The organism is Janthinobacterium sp. GW821-FHT03C10 (assembly GCF_059420865.1).
Map to the genome: position 1 here is coordinate 1,218,660 of NZ_JBWKUN010000001.1, position 15,734 is coordinate 1,234,393.

Sequence of the window (15,734 nt, forward strand, 5' to 3'; positions counted from 1 at the left end):
CTGTACGGCAAGGCAGCGCAACGCAGGCATGGACGTTTTTTACTCGGCGGCGCCCCACAGGTCGTGCGCATCCGCTGATGTAATTTTTACGTCGACGAACTGGCCGACGGCCAGCTTGCGGTGCGGCTCGAACGGCGGCTTGACGTACACGACGCCGTCGATTTCCGGCGCGTCGGCGGACGAGCGGCCCACGCCGCCGGAACGGGTGACTTCATCGATCAGCACGCGTACGGTCTTGCCGACCTTGGCCTGCAGACGTTTCTTGGAAATTTCTTCCTGCAGCAGCATCACGCGGCCGCGGCGCTCTTCGCGCAGCTCTTCCGGCACAGGATTGGCGATGGCATTGGCCGTCGCGCCTTCGACGGGCGAATACGCGAAGCAGCCGAGCCGGTCGATCTGCGCTTCCTTGAGGAAGTCGAGCAGGTACTCGAATTCCGCTTCCGTTTCCCCAGGGAAACCGGCGATGAAGGTCGAGCGGATGGTCAGGTCCGGGTTGATGGCACGCCAGGCCTGGATGCGGTCGAGGTTTTTCTCGCCGCTGGCCGGGCGCTTCATGCGTTTCAATACGTCAGGATGCGCATGCTGCATCGGAATATCGAGGTAAGGCAGGATGTGGCCGCCGCTCATCATCGGGATGATCTGGTCCACGTGCGGGTACGGGTATACATAGTGCAGGCGCACCCAGGCGCCGTAGGACTTGGCCAGTTCGCCCAGCGCTTCCGTCAGCTGCGTCATATGGGTTTTCACGGGACGGCCATTCCAGAAGCCGGAGCGGAATTTCACGTCCACGCCGTAGGCCGAGGTGTCTTGCGAAATCACCAGCAATTCCTTGACGCCGGCCTTGAACAGGTTTTCCGCTTCGATCATCAGTTCGCCGATCGGGCGCGAGACGAGGTCGCCGCGCATCGACGGGATGATGCAGAAGCTGCAACGGTGATTGCAGCCTTCGGAAATTTTCAAATACGCATAGTGCTTCGGCGTCAGCTTGACGCCTTGCGGCGGCACCAGGTCGAGGAACGGTGCATGCGGTTTCGGCAGGTGAAAATGGACGGAATCCATCACTTCGGCCAGCGCGTGCGGGCCCGTGACAGACAGCACTTTCGGGTGCACCTTCATGATGATGTCGTCGCCGGCAGCATCTTTCTTGGCGCCCAGGCAGCCGGTGACGATGACCTTGCCGTTTTCAGCCAGCGCTTCGCCGATGGCGTCCAGCGACTCTTGCACGGCAGCATCGATAAAACCGCAGGTATTGACGATCACCAGATCGGCGCCAGCGTAGGATTTCGCCGTTTCGTAGCCTTCGGCGCGCAGTTGGGTCAGGATTTGTTCGGAGTCGACCAGCGCTTTCGGGCAGCCGAGCGAGACAAAGCCCACTTTCGGCGCCGCACCTGGCATGGCCTGCATGGCCTCGGGCTGGGCGGAAGGAACGGGAATACGGTGAATTTCAGACATAGTTGGCAGCTAGTAAAATGGTGAGGCGAATCGGCTATTGTACCCCGAGCCGCCCCTTGCTGACAGAACTATGCTGTTTTGATGACGCCGATACAACTCCCGGGCGATCAAATCGCCCGGTGAGCGTGTGGCATTGATTACTTTTTGTCGCTTGGAGGAACCGGCGGCACAAACGGGAAGGTGCCGAACAGATTCTTGCTCTGGCTCTGCATCTGTTCCTGCATCTGCACGAACAGGCTCTTGCTCTGGTCGATGTAGTTGTTCATCATGCCCTGCATCATCGGGCCCTGGACATTCATGAACTGGGTCCACATTTCCGGGCTGAATGGCTTGCCTTCGAAACTGCCGGCCGACGTGCCCGTGAATTTGTGCTGGATATCGGTGAACGCTTGCACGTTCTTTTCCAGGTAGGATCCCATCATGCCCTGCATGGCGTGGCCATAGTAGCGGATGATCTGCGACAACACGCTGCTCGAGAACATGGGCGCGCCGTTCGCTTCCTCTTCCAAAATGATTTGCAGCAAGATGCTGCGCGTCAAATCTTCATTGGATTTGGCATCGACGACGGTAAACACCTCATTGTCCAACACCAGCTGCTTGACGTCCGTCAAGGTGATGTAGGAACTGGTTTGCGTGTCGTACAGACGGCGGTTGGGATATTTTTTAATCAGGCGGTCTATACTTTTTTTTGCACTACTCATCACAAGTTCCACTTATTGCGCCGCAGCGCATACTGAGTTAATCCGAAAAAAAAGCGAACGTGGGTCCGCTTTCGCACCTGCCTACGTTTTCCATTATAGAGTGGAAAACGGCTCCATTGCACATCAGGGTAGTAGATTCCCGCATTTATTGCAACGCAACTAAAAGTAGATTCCTGACAAGACCGGTGATTACGCCGGTCTTGCCCGGCAAAACGCTTTGTGAATTAATCTGCCCTGACTTTAACATACCGCCCCGGCGCCGGCTCGATTGCCGCGTGGCGCTTGTTGCCCGGCTTGCCTGGCGCCTTCACCTGGGCGCCGCCGTGTTCGGCCAGGAAGGCCGCCCATTCGGGCCACCAGCTGCCCACGTGCTCGGTCGCGCCTTCCATCCATTGCTCGGCAGTCAAGGGCTTGGCTTTCGCCGTGCGCGCGCCTTTGCCTGCGTCGTTGCTCCAGTAACTGCGCTTTTTCTTCGACGCCGGATTGATCACGCCGGCGATATGGCCGGAGGCACCGAGGATAAAACGGTTGGCTTTCGGCTTTTTCGGGTTCAGCAGGGCCGTGCTGGCGTAGGCCGCGCCCCAGGGCACGATATGGTCTTCGCGCGAACCGTAGATGAAAGCGGGTGCGTCAATGCTGCTCAGGTCGACTTTTTCACCGGCCACCGTCAGCTTGCCCGGCACCTTCAGGCTGTTTTCCAGGTAGGTGTTGCGCAGATACCAGCAAAACATGGGGCCCGGCAAGCCCGTGCCGTCGCCATTCCAGTACAGCAAGTCGAACGCGGGCGGTTCCTTGCCCTTCAGGTAATTCGACTGCACATAGTTCCACACGAGGTCGTTCGGACGCAGGCTCGAGAAAGTGCTGCCCAGGTCGCGGCCCGACATCAGGCCGCCCTTGGCCAGCGTCTGTTCGCGCAGCGCCACTTGCGGCTCGTCGATAAAGACGTCGAGCGCGCCCGTGTCGCAGAAATCGAGGAAGGTGGTCAGCAGGGTCAGGCTGGCGGCCGGATTCTCGCCCCGTGCCTTGAGCACGGCCAGCGCCGTCGAGACGATGGTGCCGCCCACGCAAAAGCCGAACATATTCAGCTTGTCCTGGCCGGAAATGTCCTGCGTGACCCGAATGGCTTCGATCACGCCTTGCTCGACATAATCGTCCCACGTCAGGTGCTGCATGCTCATGTCCGGATTGCGCCAGGACATGAGGAATACGGTATTGCCCTGCTCCACCGCATAGCGCACGAGCGAGTTTTCTGGCTGCAAGTCAAGGATATAGAATTTATTGATGCACGGCGGCACCATCAGCAGGGGCCGCTGGTGTACCGTGGGGGTGCTTGGCGTGTACTGGATCAGCTGGAACAAGGCATTTTCAAACACCACCGTGCCCGGCGTGGTGGCCACGTTGCGGCCCACTTCGAAGGCTGATTCGTCCGACTGCGAAATGCGGCCCTTCTGCATGTCGGCCAGCATGTTCGTCAAACCCTTGGCCAGGCTTTCGCCCTTGGTCTCGATCAGGGTTTGCTGGGCATCGGGATTGGTGGCCAAAAAGTTGGCGGGCGACATGGCATCGACGATTTGCTGTACCGCAAAGGCAATCTTTTGCTTCTGGTGCGGCGTCGCTTCCACGGCATCGGCCATGGCGCTGAGAAATTCGGCATTGAGCAGATAGGCGGCCGCGTTGAAGGCCGACAGGGGGCTGGCGTGCCAGGCGGGCGCGGCGAAGCGGCGGTCTTTCAGCTCCGGCGCCTTGCCAGCCATAAAGTCAGCCCACAAGCCCGTCAGCTTGGCCAGGTAGGCATTTTTCAGTTGCTCGATCGCTTCCGGCTTGATGCTGACGCCCGCATCCTGCAAAATGCCGGCAATCGGATTGCCCTGGGGCTGCGGTACCATGTTGAACCACGTCTTCCACTGCTCAGGATTGCTGATCTGCGCCATCCATTCCTTGGTCATCATTTGAGGATCGGGCATGTTCATAGATATATGTAAGTCCATTCAAGATTGAGGGACGCCGAACAAAACCTACTGCGCGTCGGTATAGGCGGCCTGCGATGCTCACCGTACTAGAGTACGGTTGCGCTTCTTAGGCACCTCTCCCTTCCGCTCGCTACGGTTTTGTTAGGCGCCGAAACGTAGTCGAAAAATAAATATTTTTGGATCATCTGCATGCAAACTCTTACTCACTGCCACTACTCATGATGCTCATGACCGCTGTTGCCTGGATCTATGTCGTCGGCCTCATGGCGCTGACGGAAGCGTCCATCGTCGCCGGGGTGATGACCTTCGTGCTGTACTGCGTCATCCCGCTGTCCATCCTATTCTATCTGACGGGCTCGCGGCGACGCAAACGCAAGGCTGAGCGCGTCGCTGAACTGAACGCCCGCGCGCTCGCCTCAGCAGACGATAAAACAAAAACGGCAGACACATAAGTGCCTGCCGTGCAGATTATTTGCGCCAGATCAAACTGGCCTGTCTTCCCGTGACGCCATCGCGTCGGTACGAGTAAAACTGCGCCGCATCGCTGACGGTGCAATATTCCCCGCCCGCCACTTGCGCCACGCCATCGCGCAACAGCATGGTGCGCGCCAGCGCATAAATATTCGCCAGGTATTTGCCCGGCTTGCCGGCGATGGCGGCGAATGCATCCGACAACACTTGCCGTTCAGCATCATCGCGCGCGCCGTCGCTGAACGCCTGCAGCACGTCCTGTCCCACTTCGAATTGCTGCGGACCAATGGCCGGCCCCAGCCAGGCGAGGATCTCCGTCGCACCCTGCGCCCGCATGCCGTCCACCGTGCGCTGCAAGACGCCGTTGGCCAGGCCGCGCCAGCCCGCGTGGGCTGCGCCGACGACCAGGCCATCGCTTGAGCTGAACAGCACGGGCAGGCAATCGGCCGTCATCACCACGCACACGGCGCCCGCCTGCGTGGCGATGCTGGCGTCGGCATCGGGCACGCAAGCACCCAGCGTAGCGGCATCGGCGACGGCCACGCCATGCACCTGCGACAGCCAGGCCGGCTCGGCCGGCAAGACTGCCGCCAGCCGCGCCCGGTTGGCGGCCACGTGGTCAGGATCGTCGCCCACGTGCGTGCCCAGGTTCAAGCCGCCGCCGCCCTGCCCGTCACCATATGGCCCCTGGCTGACGCCGCCCGCGCGCACGGTCGCCAGCGCGCCCACGTTCGCTGGCAGGCCGGGCCAATGGGGAAGAATGCAAGGCAACGGTGACGTCATCAGACCTGTTCCGGCTCGGGAATGCCGGCCGTGGCGATCAGTTGCGCGAAATCATCGGCCAGCGGCACGATCCACTCGCACGCTTCCAGGGTGCCCGGATGCACGAGGCCCAGGCGGCGTGCCTGCAGCGCCTGGCGCGAGAAGACGGACACCAGGTGCTGCTTGCCGTACACGTAGTCGCCGACCAGCGCAAAGCCCAGATGCTGCATGTGCACGCGAATCTGGTGCGTGCGGCCTGTTTCCAGGCGGCATTGCATCAGGCTGACGGGACGGCGGTCGAGTTCGCCGCTGCCGATCAATTCATAGTGCGTGATGGCGGGCTTGGCGGTGAAATTCTCCGACACGGCCATCTTGACCCGGTCGCGCGGGTGACGCGCGATGGACGCATCGATGGTGCCCGCCATTTTCGGCGTGCCCCACACGAGCGCGAAGTACTCGCGCTTGACGGTGCGCGCCTGCAGCTGGCGCACGAGGTCCGTTTGCGAAGCGAGGGTCTTGCCGACCACCATCAGGCCGCTCGTATCCTTGTCCAGGCGGTGCACGATGCCGGCACGCGGCACGCCGGCCAGTTGCGGGCAGTGGTGCAGCAAGCCGTTGAGCAAGGTGCCCGACCAGTTGCCGGGGCCCGGATGCACGACCAGTCCGGCCGGTTTGTTGATGACGATGATATGCTCATCTTCGTGCACGATGTTCAATTCCATCGCTTCCGGCTTAAAAGCCTCGTCTTCCGGCGCGCTTTGCGGCAGAATGACGATCTTCTCGTCGCCATAGGCGGTCATGTTGCGTTTGGCAACTTTTCCATCGACGGTCACGAAACCGGCTTCCAGCCACAATTGCAGGCGGCTGCGCGAGTATTGCGGCACCAGCTGGGCGATGACTTTATCGAGGCGGTGGCCGCAGGCGTCCGGCGTCAGTTCCAATGTAATCGGGGCCATTTCCTCGAAGACGTCGTCGGCGGCAAAATCGCCGTCAAACGCCTCTTCGGCAGCATGGTCAGAAAGGGAGTCAAACGCGGGGTCAGCCAAATTAGGCTTCGGAGTTAATATCACAGCATTCCCATCGGCTATAATCAGCCTATTGTAAAATCTTGGTTAAAACCTTCTTGCAAAACGTCATGCAAAAAAAATTATCGTTGGTAGTCGCTTCAGTCGTTCTGCTCGGCATGTCCGCTTGCAGCTTGTTGCCTGAAAAAGTGGATGAGACCAAAAACTGGTCCGTTACGAAATTATACTCGGAGGCGCGTGAAGAAATGGCCGGGCAGCACTATGAAGCTGCAATCGGCCTGTTCCAGAAGCTGGAGGCTAACTATCCTTTCGGCAACTATGCTCTGCAAGCGCAGATGGAGATCGCTTACGCGTATTATAAGTCGGGAGACCAGGCTCAGGCACTGGCCGCCGTCGAACGCTTCATCAAGTTGCATCCGAACCACGCCAATGTGGACTATATGTACTACCTGCGGGGCCTGATCAGCTTTAACGACCAGATCAGCTTCCTGAACTTCCTGTACGAGCAAGACCCGACCGAGCGCGACCCGAAAGCCACGCGCGAAGCGTTTGCCGCCTTCAAGCAACTGGTCGACAAGTTTCCAAATAGCAAATATGCGCCCGATTCGCTGGCCCGCATGAACTATTTGATCGATGCCATGGCGAAATATGAAGTCCACGTGGCGCGCTATTACTACCGCCGCGGCGCCTACCTGGCCGCCGCCAACCGCGCGCAAACGACGGTCAAGGACTTTGCCGCCTCGCCGGCCATCGAAGAAGCGCTGTTCATCATGTACCGCTCGTATGACAAGCTGGGCTTGACCGACCTGCGCGACGATACCTTGCGCGTGCTGACCAAGAACTACCCGAACACGGCATTCCTCAGCCCGGAAGGGGTGAACAAGGAACGCAAGTGGTGGAAATTCTGGCAGTAAAATGAAAAAACCGGAGCTTGCTCCGGTTTTTTCTTGACCCAACAACAGAATCCGGGGTCAGACCCGTCGGGTCTGACCCCAGCCGTCCGCTGCATTCAGTTGCCAATTTTACGTCGAAACACCCAGCTAGCATCATTTGACGCTTCCGGCACGAAACCGTAGCCATCGACGTCGAACTGCTTCAGCTGCTGCGGATCGCGGATCTGGTTGACGGCCGCATAGCGGGCCAGCATGCCGCGCGCGCGCTTGGCGTAGAACGAGATGATTTTATATTTGCCGTTCTTCCAGTCCTCGAACACGGGCGCGATGACGGGCACGTCCAGCTGGCGCGGCTTGACGGATTTGAAATATTCTTCGGAAGCAAGATTGACCAGCACTTGCGCGCCCTGCTCCTTCGCCGCGCGGTTCAGGCCGTTGGTGATGGTGTCGCCCCAGAACGCATATAAATCCTTGCCGCGCGCGGTCGACAGGCGCGTGCCCATTTCCAGGCGGTGCGGGTGGATCAGGTCGAGCGGGCGCAGCAAGCCGTACAGGCCCGACAGGATGCGCACGCGCGACTGGGCATAGTCGAGCTGGGCCGGCTGCAGGCTGCGCGCCTCGAAACCGGCATACACGTCGCCGTTGAAGGCCATGATGGCCTGGCGCGCTTCCGCCAGCTGCGGCGTCCAGGATGCATAGCGGGCCACGTTGAGGGCCGACAAGGCGTCGGAAATGCCCATCAGGCTGCCCACTTCGGCGGGCGAGAACTGGCGCATGCGTTCGATGAGTTGAAAGGAATGGTCGAGAAAATCGGGGGTGCTGTGCAACGTGGTCGTTGGCGGCGTCTCCAGGTCGAGACTCTTGGCGGGCGAAAGCACGATCAACATAAATTATCACTACAGAATAGAATTGCCGACATGATACCTGCTCCACAAAAACTCGTCCTCGACACCAACGTTTGCCTCGACCTGTTCGTCTTCAACGACCCGCGCTGGGCGGGCCTGCTGGCGGCCATGGAAAGCGGCGCCGTGCACGCCATCACGCGCGAAGATTGCCGCGCGGAATATCTGGTCGTGCTGCATTACAAGCATCTGCCGCTCGACGAAGCCAGCCGTGCCGTCGCCGCCGCCCGCTTCGACGCCCACATCAGCGTCGTGGCGCCGCCCGTGTCCGGCATGCGCCTGCCCGTCTGCACGGACAAGGATGACCAGAAATTCCTCGAACTGGCGCGCGACGCCAACGCCGACATCCTCATCACCAAGGACAAGGCCCTGCTGAAACTGGCCCGGAAGACGGCCAAGGCCGGCATGTTCAAGATCATGGTGCCGGAAGGCTGGGCATTGCCGGGCTGAGTCGCCAAAGCCCCGCACGCGACGGGGCGCGCTGCGCTAGAATGGGAAACGATTCCACTTTCCGCACCGCGACCCTACCGTTCATGAACAGCCCGTCCCTGCCCCACCTGACTCCCACCCTGGCCACCCGCCTGCCCGCTGTCGGCACCACCGTGTTTACCCGCATGTCCAGCCTGGCGGCCCAGCATGGCGCCGTCAATCTGGGCCAGGGCTTTCCCGACTTCGATTGCGACCCGGCTCTGGTCGAGCTCGTCGGCGACGCCATGCGCGCCGGCCGCAACCAGTATCCGATGATGACGGGCGCCGCCCCTCTGCGCGAAGCCATCGCCGCGAAGATCGCCAGCCTGTACGGCCACACCTACGACGCGGGCACGGAAATCACCGTCACGGCCGGCGCCACGCAGGCGCTGACGACGGCGATTTTGTGCTGCGTGCACCCGGGCGACGAAGTCATCGTCATCGAACCGGCCTACGACAGCTATTTGCCCGCCATCGCGCTGGCCGGCGGCGTGCCCGTGCTGGTGGCCATGCAAGTGGGTGAACGGGGTTACAGCGTGCCGTGGGACAAGCTCGCCGCCGCCGTCAGCCCCAAGACGCGTTTGATCATCATCAATACGCCGCATAACCCGACGGGCACGATTTTGCGCCCGGCCGACGTGGCGGCCCTGGCCGACATCGTGCGCGGCACGCAAATCCTGATTTTATCGGATGAAGTCTACGAGCACATGGTGTACGACGGCGTGCCGCACGCCTCGCTCTCGCGCAACCCTGAACTGGCGGCGCGCAGCTTCATCGTGTCCAGCTTCGGCAAGACGTATCACGTGACGGGCTGGAAGGTCGGCTATGTGGCGGCACCAATGGCCCTGACGGCGGAATTTCGCAAGGTGCACCAGTACAACGTGTTTACCGTCAATACGCCCATGCAGCACGGTATCGCCGGCTACATGGCCGACCCGCAGCCCTATCTGGACTTGCCCGCGTTTTACCAGCGCAAGCGCGATTTGTTCCGCGACGGCCTGGCGGGCAGCCGCTTTACCCTGCTGCCGGCCGACGGCACGTATTTCCAGTGCGTGCGTTACGATGCCATTTCGCAAGAGACTGAAGCGCAGTTCGCCGAATGGCTGACGGCGGAAATCAAGGTGGCCGCCATCCCCGTCTCCGCGTTTTACGCGCAGGGCAAGGAGTCGGGCATCGTGCGCTTCTGCTTTGCCAAACAGGACGAGACCTTGCGCCTGGCGCTGGAGCGCCTGCGCAGCATTTAACGACAGAACTTCTCCGCCCCGGCGGAGCAAAGGATGACAGCATGGTACAGCGTCGCATCGGCCCGGCCGACCTGGTTCCCGGCGAACCCCTGCCCTGGGATCTGTTTCTGGCTGACCATAGTGCCGGCCCGCAACTGCGCAAGGGGCAGATCATCACGGACGGCGCGCAGCTGGGACGGCTGATGCAACTGGGCCTGTATGTGGGCACGCCGGACCAGCCGTCCGTCTTGCGCTTGCTCAATGAAGCGGCGCAGCGCCTGGAACGGCTGCTGCTGGCCTTGCGCAGCGAAAACAATGCCGAGCGCGACGTGCGCGACATCGCCCGCGAACTGCTGCGCGCGCTCGAGCACGATGCCGACATCGCCCTGGCCAGCATCCTGCTGAACCAGATCGCCGGCAGCTACGCCGTGCGCCACTGCATCGAAACGGCCTTGCTGGCCATGCTGGTGGGCCGCAGCATGCACAAGTCCCACGATGAACTGTTATTGATCGGCGCTGCCGCGCTGACGATGAACGTGGGCATGCTGCGCCACCACGACAGTTTCCAGGACCGGCGCGGCCCCCTGAACGACGAAGAAATGCGCATCGTGCGTCTGCATCCGCAGGAAAGCACGGAATTGCTGCGATGCGCCGGCGTCGACGACGAGGAATGGCTCAGTTGCGTGCTGCTGCACCATGAAAACGATGACGGCAGCGGCTACCCGCAAGGGCGCACGGCCGATGAAATCCTGCAAAATGCCAAGCTGATCGGCCTGGCCGACCGCTATTGCGCCCGCGTTTCGGCGCGCAACTACCGCCGCTCCATCGTGCCCGACCAGGCGCTGCAGCACATCTTCCTCGACCAGAACCTGCCCATCGACCCGCTGCTGGGAGAGCAGTTCGTCAATTTGCTCGGCAAATACCCGCCCGGCACGCTGGTGCGCCTGCGCAGCGGCGAACTGGGCGTCGTCACGCAACGGGGCGCCGCCCACGTGCATCCGCTTAGCGACCCGCTGGGCGCGCCGCTGGCCGCCGCCGAACTATCGCGGATGACGCCGCGCGACACGGGCGACAGCCAGTTCGCCATCGTCTCGTCGCTGCATGAAGACGATGCCGGCTTGCACTTCAGCATGCGGCATGTGTGGGGCGATGAGGCACGGCTCTAACCTGGCTGGATGACGCCGGGGCCAGCACCACACAGTGTTACTTCACGGTTTAGGCGGACGGATGCCCGTGTACTGTGCGCTGACGAGCAGCCATTGCTTGTCGACAAGCCGGGCAACATACCCGGCGCGCATGGCGAAGGTACGCGCCCCCCCTTCCTGATTGAGCCGGTAGGACAGCCGGGCCGAGATGAGCGCCGTATCGCCAAAGAGGCGCACCGCCGGTTCATCGACCTGGACTTGCGGACCCGGCCGCTTCTGCTCCGGCGCATAGAAGGACAGCATCTTTTCACGCCCGTCCACCTCGCCGACGGGCGATATTTCCACATAATTCTCGGCCGTGACGGCTTTCAATGTGGCTTGATCGAAGCTGCTCTGGGCCTGCGCATGGCGCTGCACCAAAGCGACCAGTTCGGCGTCGGCGGGCGCCGCCTGCGCGCCACCGATCGCGCCCAAGGTGCCAAGCAGGCAGGTGGAAAGAATATATGACAGGGTCAATGTCATGCGTATGTCATCCTGGTCGAAGTCATGGAGAAGCGTCCGTTGATGACTGCGCTATCGTCAGCATCGAACACCCGCTTGCGGGCCTCGCATCACGAGAAAGCCCACTGTATGCTATCCCCTTGCCCATTTCTGTAGCATGCCATTGCGACAAACCGCTTGATTGCTGGATTGAAATGCCATTCCACCGCCTCGGGATGCGCATGGCGATGCTTTCAGATATGCCCGCAAGCCCTGCCTCAGCGCGCGTCGGGCAACTTCTGTTGCAGATCAACGTTGAGTACCCACTGCTCTTGCACGGGAATGGCGCGCCGCGAACTGGTCTTGAGGGAACCCTCTTGCATCCACAGGAATGGATAAAAATTCAGGCAGAGCTCACCTGACAAGGGCAATTCGTCGAAGCCGTCCGCGTCGCCAGGCTGTCGCCCGTAAAACTGCCGCAGCTGGCTGGTAAAGGCCCATTGAACAAACGTCGTGAAGCCGATCTCCAGCGCTTCCCACGCCAGCGTCTCGGGAGCCAGGTAATACAGATTGCCCTGGTCGTCCCCGAGTACGCCGCCGTTGATGGCAAAAAATCCGCCCAGCACGTCGTCGGCGACCAGCAGAAAACCGTCGGCCTTTCCTTCGTTCCACGTAGCAATATCCCGGTCCAGCCTGGCATGTCCCGATCCCAGTATGCGCAGCCAGCCGTCATCCACCAGGATGCCTCCCGTTTCATAGGCTATCGCCCCCAGGGGAGAACGCGTGGTGACCTGCAGGCTCAGCAGCACATCCTCCCTGGCGGCCGAGGGTGGCAGCAACTCCACCGGCAAGTCGGCCTCGCTGGCCCATTGCCTGATCAGCGGAAATGCCGGGTCCTCGCTATCGAGTAATTCATTCAATGTACGCATGCAATCTGACCTTGTTGATGCGCGCTCGCGGCAGCCCGGGAGCGCAAGGGCGCGGCAAAAATTGCCGCTTCGGCGCTATTGTTTTTCGCACACTGCCGGCCATCCCACGGGCATTTCCGGCATTTGCCGGCCGCGAAGACATGCCCACAGCCGCAACCTTCGGCACTGATGATGCCAGAGCAATCTGACTATCTCACAAGATTGCTATTCATCACTATTTCCCTTATTTTTATTTCAAAATAGTAATGCAGCGCGCTATCTTCGCTGAACTGATTTTCCAGGACGACAACATCAACATCTTTTTCAGGAAAATATACCTTGATCGATGCAAATCCCAATCCTTTCCCAGAGTGCCCGATGTATTTAACGGGTGTTTTATCGCTCACATACACACCGTAGCCATATCCTACATCTTCAGTTCCGAAAGCAACATGCTGGCTGGATATGGTGTAGTCAGTCATCAGTTTATAGCTTGTCGGTTTTAAAATGTTTCCGTTGTGAAGCTTATCATCCCAGACAGCCAAGTCCTTTGCATTGGAAACGATCCCTCCAGCCGGAATAAAACCGAGCCAGCCTGCGCCCTGAACGGGATGCTCCTTCAACTCCAACACATTGTTTGAATTGACATAACCCTTGATAACGTTATTCTTCTTGTTTTCTTTGTTTTCTTCATAGCAAAAACTGTTGTGCATTCCCAGTTCCTTGAACAAGTCATTGACCGCCTCGATATACGTTTTCCCGCTGACTTTTTCAAAAATATTGCCCAGCATGGTGTAGGTCGTCACACCATACAGGAAGTCCGTTCCGGGCTTGAAGCTCAGCGGCTTGTCAATGTCAGTGATTCCTGCCGAAAAGTTCAGCAGTTGATGCACCGTCACCTCGTCGGCCCAGGCCTGCGGCAAATCGGGCAAATATTTTCTGACGGGACTGTGCAAATCGATGTTGCCTTTTTCAACCTCCCTCAAGATCAGCACGGCAGTAACCTGCTTGCTATTCGACATGATCCGGAAATTATCCTCCAGCTTCAATGGTATTTTATTTTCCACATCCGCATACCCAAAGGCTTTTGAATATGTCGTCTTGCCATTTTTCGTGATGAGAACGACGCCATTAAAACTTCTTGGACTTGTTGTCTGGATAAATCTGTCAATTTCAGCGGCGTAGTCGCCTGCCTTTTCCATGTGAAATTTATTACCAACCTGGGCATGCACAAACGTCGAGATGGTCAATAAAAGAGACATCGCAAACATCTTCGGCAATGAAGTCATTTTTTTGCCAGCATCTGGAGTTTTCATGGGGATATCCCGGGTTGGTTTATTATTTCCAGTGAAACCGGTTCAGTTAGAGGACTTCAGGTAGGCCCGCAAGCCATGCGTCAGCACAAAGGGAAACACGCTCGCATGGTCTTCGTCCTCGAACACGCGCAGGCGCGTCTTCAGGCCGGGAAACTTGCGCGATTTCAGCTTGCCGTCGAATTCGCGCACGTCGGCCAGCATATCGGCGTCTTCCTCCGCACGCGACCGTTTCTTTCCTGGTGCCAGCTTTTCCAGGCCGCCGATGCCGAAGAACACGGACGCGGGCAAGTCCTTGTGGCTGGCGGCATATGCCTGCTCGCGGTCGAACATCACGCCGGCGTCGTACCACAGCGAGGGGCTGCCGAGGATGTAGTGCTCAAAGGTGCGCGGTTCCGTCAGCAAAAATTGCAGGCCCAGCAGGCTGCCGTAGGAATGGCCGATAAACACCTTGCGCTGCATGTTGACGCGATAGTGTTGTGCGATGAAGGGAAACACCTCGCCCGAGACGAACTGACCATAGGCCGCCGCTTCGCCGAACGCCGGTTGCCGCCCCGGCATGTCCGAGCGGTAGTCATGCTTGCGCGGCGTGCTGGGCGTGTAGTCGCGGCGGCGGCTGTACACGCCGCCATCGCCGTTGGCGTACGACAGGCCGACGACCACCACTTCTTCCATCCCCGCATGCTTGTTCAGGCGCTGCGCGATATTGCGCACGACGGGAAACGCATAATTGGCGTCGACGACGAACAGCACCGGATAGCGTTTATTCCCCTGCCGATAGGAATCGGGCAAGGCGACATAGAGCTGGTAGTCGCGCTTCAATCCTTGCGCGCGGATGTCGCGCACTTCGGTATTTTCAAGAACGTAGCTGGCGGGCGCGGCAAATACACTATTTGCAACAACGCAAAGGACGATGAACAAGCTGAGAGGTTTCAAGCTGGTTTCTTTCATTAAGGTGAAACTTACTTCGCCGCCGCCAGCTGCACCAGCTTGCGCTCGACGAACGCCTGCAGCTGGGGAGATAAAGTTTGCAAGCCCCTGGCCCGCTCGAACGCCTGGCGCGCCTGGGCCGGGTGGTTGTCCGCTTGCAAGGCGATGCCGAGACCCATCCACCAGACGCCGTTGTCGGGCGCCGCCTGCAGGGCCAGCTGGTAGTGCTCGGACGCTTCGCGGTAGCGCTGCTCGCGCTGCAGCACGCCGGCCAGGAAGGCGTGGTATTCGCCGTTGTCGGCGGCGTACGGCAGGCTGCGCATGAGGGTGTCGAGGGCGGCCGCGTCGCCGTTGGCCTTGTCCAGCTGCAAGCGGGCCAGCATCATCGCCTGCGCCGGCTGTTTCGGGTCCAGCGCCAGGCTCAGCTGCAACTGGCGCGCCGCCTCGTCGGGACGCTGCGCTTCCAGCAGCAGGCGCACCAGGGTTTCGCGCGCGCCCTGGTGGCGCGGGTCCAGCTGCAGGGTCTGCTGCAAGGCCAGCATGGCGTCGGAGACGCGGCCATCCTGCAACTGGGCCAGCGCGCGCCGGTACTCATTTTCCACGCGCTGCTGCGGCGTGACTTGCTTGCCGTCGATGATGCGCTCGCTGGCGGCCGGTGCCGGCGTTTTCACCACGGGCGCAGCGGCAGGCTTGGCGGCTTTTTCCGCGACGCGCCGGGACTCGACAGGACGCGCCCTGGCGGGTGCCGGGGCCACTTCCTCCGCCTGGAACACGGGTTCGGGTTGCGCCGCCGGGGCGACCGCCAGCGGCGCGGGCGCTACGGCGACAGGCACAGGAACGGGCACCGGAAGCGGCGCCGGAACCGGCTTGCTGGCCACATTCACCAGCACGGGCGGCACGGGCGGGCGCTTCAGGTAGACCCAGCCCAGGGCGATGGCGGCCGCCGTCAGGCCGGCCGCGCCGCCAAAAACGAGCGCGCGCGACACGCCCCGCTCGCGTTCGGGCACGGAACGGATGCCGGCCGCGTCGCCGCGTCCATCGGGGGTGCCGCGCGCATCGAGGTCTTGCAACATCTTGTTAATCAGGCTCAT

At 60.6% G+C, this 15,734-nt stretch carries 16 protein-coding genes; 5 read left to right on the forward strand and 11 right to left on the reverse strand.

Translation table 11 applies throughout. The annotated features are described in order from the left end of the window. Nucleotides 1–39: 39 nt before the first annotated feature. The 3 genes from rimO to phaC form a co-directional block, all read right to left on the reverse strand. On the reverse strand, nucleotides 40–1,395 hold the full coding sequence (rimO, locus tag AC07VH_RS05165; RefSeq protein ID WP_215404874.1) for a 30S ribosomal protein S12 methylthiotransferase RimO: 1,356 nt from the start codon (nucleotides 1,393–1,395) through the stop codon (nucleotides 40–42). Between the two features lie 194 nt (nucleotides 1,396–1,589). Beyond that, nucleotides 1,590–2,153, reverse strand: a complete 564-nt coding sequence (phaR, locus tag AC07VH_RS05170; protein WP_219116002.1) for a polyhydroxyalkanoate synthesis repressor PhaR — start codon at nucleotides 2,151–2,153, stop codon at nucleotides 1,590–1,592. A gap of 224 nt (nucleotides 2,154–2,377) precedes the next feature. Continuing rightward, entirely contained in the window at nucleotides 2,378–4,102 is a 1,725-nt protein-coding gene (phaC, locus tag AC07VH_RS05175) for a class I poly(R)-hydroxyalkanoic acid synthase (RefSeq protein WP_494787011.1), read from the reverse strand. A 239-nt stretch (nucleotides 4,103–4,341) separates the two neighbouring features. On the opposite strand from phaC, the gene AC07VH_RS05180 reads away from it, so the two are divergent. Then, nucleotides 4,342–4,575, forward strand: coding sequence for a hypothetical protein (locus AC07VH_RS05180; protein WP_475415141.1), 234 nt, complete (start codon nucleotides 4,342–4,344; stop codon nucleotides 4,573–4,575). A gap of 16 nt (nucleotides 4,576–4,591) precedes the next feature. On the opposite strand, the gene pgeF is transcribed toward AC07VH_RS05180, so the two are convergent. Both pgeF and AC07VH_RS05190 read right to left on the reverse strand, forming a co-directional pair. Next, nucleotides 4,592–5,377 carry a peptidoglycan editing factor PgeF gene (gene pgeF, locus AC07VH_RS05185; RefSeq protein ID WP_494787012.1) on the reverse strand — a complete coding sequence of 262 codons (786 nt, stop codon included), beginning with the start codon at nucleotides 5,375–5,377 and terminating at the stop codon, nucleotides 4,592–4,594. After that, on the reverse strand, nucleotides 5,377–6,402 hold the full coding sequence (locus tag AC07VH_RS05190) for an RluA family pseudouridine synthase (RefSeq protein WP_034781141.1): 1,026 nt from the start codon (nucleotides 6,400–6,402) through the stop codon (nucleotides 5,377–5,379). Before AC07VH_RS05190 ends, pgeF begins: the two co-directional genes overlap by 1 nt. An 89-nt stretch (nucleotides 6,403–6,491) precedes the next feature. Between AC07VH_RS05190 and AC07VH_RS05195 the strand changes: the two genes are divergently transcribed. Then, nucleotides 6,492–7,295 carry an outer membrane protein assembly factor BamD gene (locus AC07VH_RS05195; RefSeq protein ID WP_070220227.1) on the forward strand — a complete coding sequence of 268 codons (804 nt, stop codon included), beginning with the start codon at nucleotides 6,492–6,494 and terminating at the stop codon, nucleotides 7,293–7,295. A gap of 95 nt (nucleotides 7,296–7,390) precedes the next feature. Here AC07VH_RS05195 and yaaA read toward each other — a convergent pair whose 3' ends face one another. Next, nucleotides 7,391–8,161, reverse strand: a complete 771-nt coding sequence (gene yaaA / locus AC07VH_RS05200) for a peroxide stress protein YaaA (protein ID WP_494787014.1) — start codon at nucleotides 8,159–8,161, stop codon at nucleotides 7,391–7,393. 30 nt (nucleotides 8,162–8,191) lie between these two features. On the opposite strand from yaaA, the gene AC07VH_RS05205 reads away from it, so the two are divergent. The 3 genes from AC07VH_RS05205 to AC07VH_RS05215 all read left to right on the forward strand — a co-directional run bounded on the left by AC07VH_RS05205 (nucleotide 8,192) and on the right by AC07VH_RS05215 (nucleotide 11,033). Beyond that, a complete protein-coding gene (locus AC07VH_RS05205) occupies nucleotides 8,192–8,626 on the forward strand; it encodes a putative toxin-antitoxin system toxin component, PIN family (RefSeq protein ID WP_494787015.1) in 435 nt (144 codons plus the stop codon). Between the two features lie 83 nt (nucleotides 8,627–8,709). Next, nucleotides 8,710–9,888, forward strand: coding sequence for a pyridoxal phosphate-dependent aminotransferase (locus AC07VH_RS05210; RefSeq protein WP_494787016.1), 1,179 nt, complete (start codon nucleotides 8,710–8,712; stop codon nucleotides 9,886–9,888). Between the two features lie 41 nt (nucleotides 9,889–9,929). Beyond that, nucleotides 9,930–11,033, forward strand: a complete 1,104-nt coding sequence (locus tag AC07VH_RS05215) for an HD-GYP domain-containing protein (RefSeq protein ID WP_494787017.1) — start codon at nucleotides 9,930–9,932, stop codon at nucleotides 11,031–11,033. A 42-nt stretch (nucleotides 11,034–11,075) separates the two neighbouring features. Here AC07VH_RS05215 and AC07VH_RS05220 read toward each other — a convergent pair whose 3' ends face one another. The 5 genes from AC07VH_RS05220 to AC07VH_RS05240 all read right to left on the reverse strand — a co-directional run bounded on the left by AC07VH_RS05220 (nucleotide 11,076) and on the right by AC07VH_RS05240 (nucleotide 15,734). Further along, entirely contained in the window at nucleotides 11,076–11,534 is a 459-nt protein-coding gene (locus tag AC07VH_RS05220; RefSeq protein WP_494787018.1) for a nuclear transport factor 2 family protein, read from the reverse strand. Nucleotides 11,535–11,770: 236 nt separating this feature from the next. After that, nucleotides 11,771–12,421 (reverse strand): DUF2625 family protein, encoded by a 651-nt coding sequence (locus tag AC07VH_RS05225; protein WP_494787019.1) that lies wholly within the window; start codon nucleotides 12,419–12,421, stop codon nucleotides 11,771–11,773. Between the two features lie 188 nt (nucleotides 12,422–12,609). Next, the gene (locus tag AC07VH_RS05230; RefSeq protein ID WP_489630661.1) at nucleotides 12,610–13,716 is read right to left on the reverse strand and encodes a serine hydrolase domain-containing protein; all 1,107 of its coding nucleotides are present in this window, start codon (nucleotides 13,714–13,716) and stop codon (nucleotides 12,610–12,612) included. A gap of 42 nt (nucleotides 13,717–13,758) precedes the next feature. Then, nucleotides 13,759–14,649, reverse strand: coding sequence for an alpha/beta hydrolase (locus AC07VH_RS05235; RefSeq protein ID WP_489630660.1), 891 nt, complete (start codon nucleotides 14,647–14,649; stop codon nucleotides 13,759–13,761). A 26-nt stretch (nucleotides 14,650–14,675) separates the two neighbouring features. Beyond that, nucleotides 14,676–15,734, reverse strand: coding sequence for a tetratricopeptide repeat protein (locus AC07VH_RS05240; protein ID WP_494787020.1), 1,059 nt, complete (start codon nucleotides 15,732–15,734; stop codon nucleotides 14,676–14,678).

Bases quoted from the DNA above. Each gene is read 5' to 3' on its own strand.
- rimO (WP_215404874.1), bottom strand. From the start codon at position 1,395: ATGCCAGGTGCGGCGCCGAAAGTGGGCTTTGTCTCGCTCGGCTGCCCG.
- phaR (WP_219116002.1), bottom strand. From the start codon at position 2,153: ATGAGTAGTGCAAAAAAAAGTATAGACCGCCTGATTAAAAAATATCCC.
- phaC (WP_494787011.1), bottom strand. From the start codon at position 4,102: ATGATGACCAAGGAATGGATGGCGCAGATCAGCAATCCTGAGCAGTGG.
- AC07VH_RS05180 (WP_475415141.1), top strand. From the start codon at position 4,342: ATGATGCTCATGACCGCTGTTGCCTGGATCTATGTCGTCGGCCTCATG.
- pgeF (WP_494787012.1), bottom strand. From the start codon at position 5,377: ATGACGTCACCGTTGCCTTGCATTCTTCCCCATTGGCCCGGCCTGCCA.
- AC07VH_RS05195 (WP_070220227.1), top strand. From the start codon at position 6,492: ATGCAAAAAAAATTATCGTTGGTAGTCGCTTCAGTCGTTCTGCTCGGC.
- yaaA (WP_494787014.1), bottom strand. From the start codon at position 8,161: ATGTTGATCGTGCTTTCGCCCGCCAAGAGTCTCGACCTGGAGACGCCG.
- AC07VH_RS05205 (WP_494787015.1), top strand. From the start codon at position 8,192: ATGATACCTGCTCCACAAAAACTCGTCCTCGACACCAACGTTTGCCTC.
- AC07VH_RS05210 (WP_494787016.1), top strand. From the start codon at position 8,710: ATGAACAGCCCGTCCCTGCCCCACCTGACTCCCACCCTGGCCACCCGC.
- AC07VH_RS05215 (WP_494787017.1), top strand. From the start codon at position 9,930: ATGGTACAGCGTCGCATCGGCCCGGCCGACCTGGTTCCCGGCGAACCC.
- AC07VH_RS05220 (WP_494787018.1), bottom strand. From the start codon at position 11,534: ATGACATTGACCCTGTCATATATTCTTTCCACCTGCCTGCTTGGCACC.
- AC07VH_RS05225 (WP_494787019.1), bottom strand. From the start codon at position 12,421: ATGCGTACATTGAATGAATTACTCGATAGCGAGGACCCGGCATTTCCG.
- AC07VH_RS05230 (WP_489630661.1), bottom strand. From the start codon at position 13,716: ATGAAAACTCCAGATGCTGGCAAAAAAATGACTTCATTGCCGAAGATG.
- AC07VH_RS05240 (WP_494787020.1), bottom strand. From the start codon at position 15,734: ATGAGCCTGATTAACAAGATGTTGCAAGACCTCGATGCGCGCGGCACC.